Below are 1,321 nucleotides of genomic sequence, written 5' to 3' on the forward strand. Positions count from 1 at the left end.
CGTCTTAAATGCTTTGTTATGCAAATTCAATAAGATAAACCAGAAGTTACACCAAATTTGATTAAGAAAACAATCAAAATGTTGGTTAAGTGAACCAAGAATCAGCCAAAGCCCGAACCGTGATAAGTAAGCCGCCAAAACAAAGCACACCTTTCAGCAACAAACCAAGCTTTTGAATCAGCAAAACTCAACGAGCAAAATATTCAGCAAGTACAAAATGATCGATTAACTTGTCCTTTCCACACTTTGCACCCGCTAAATTGACAACGCGCCAACGCTAAAACCAATTGAGGCAAACAAAGAAAATTGCCTGTTTTACGGTTTGAGTTAACCAAGAATTTGAGGGTAAAAATGCTCATTTGCCGACAGCACAAAACGAATAGCCGGAGAAATTCCAAAAGATTGAACCCCTAAATTTACCTGAGTTGCATAACGCCCGGTTAAGGGGCTGACAACGCAAAACACTGAACTCAAAATAATAACCGTAATCACAAAGACCGATTTGAACTAAAACCGCCACGCGTTGACAGTCCCTCTTGAACCGTTTGTTAAGTTTATTTTTGTGATACTTCAAGTTCTTCTAACTTGTCTTCTAACTCAGTTATCTTCTGATCGTAATCAGGTCCATCTTTGTTGTCACTTACACAAATCAAGGCTTGCAGTAAAAAATATAGAGAGAACATGACACTAATATCAGTAAATATAGCTATTCGACTACTAAGAATATAACCAACCAGTAAGCATACTATTGCTTTTATAACATTTGCTAGCGCTAAATAAATTAGACCTATTAAAGCAAATGTAATCAATGATGGATCACCATTCTTTAGCGCTTTACACCTCAATAATTGAGTATTTATATTGTGAATTTTCATCTTTCTGTCAAAAAAAGTTACTTTTTCAAGAACCACAGTTCCTGCACTTTTCAAGATCCATAAGACTACCGCAAATAGAGCAGAGCCCAAAGCTCCTTGCACGATTGGGGGTAGCTGGAGAACTTGATCCAACATAATTCATACCTCTTGATTAATTTTGAATAAACTTAACGCCCGGCTAAGGGGTTGACAACGCACCGCCGAACTCAAAAAACACACTGTAAACATTGAACTTCAATTTTGAACTAAAGCCGCCACGCGTTGGCAATCCCTCTTGAGCCGTTTGTTAGGCCAACCGATTGACACCGATACTTTCACAACCAAAGAACGAGCTTTTTTGTAAACTTGAAATAAACTAACCGATTCATTTATAAACCAAAATGCTAAATCAGCAAAGAAACAAAAAACTCAAATTGAGCGGTTTGGAAGAAAAGTGACGAGCGTAG

The 1,321-nt window shown here is 37.6% G+C and carries 1 protein-coding gene; it reads right to left on the bottom strand.

Annotation, left to right across the window (positions count from 1 at the left end; all coding sequences use genetic code 11):
* Positions 1 to 554: 554 nt before the first annotated feature.
* Positions 555 to 1,010: a hypothetical protein gene (locus tag AACR75_RS00090; protein WP_017045504.1), complete on the bottom strand. Its 456-nt coding sequence runs from the start codon at positions 1,008 to 1,010 to the stop codon at positions 555 to 557.
* Positions 1,011 to 1,321 lie beyond the last annotated feature (311 nt).

It is taken from the genome of Vibrio sp. ZOR0018 (assembly GCF_963865925.1).
Lineage (GTDB): Bacteria > Pseudomonadota > Gammaproteobacteria > Enterobacterales > Vibrionaceae > Vibrio > Vibrio anguillarum.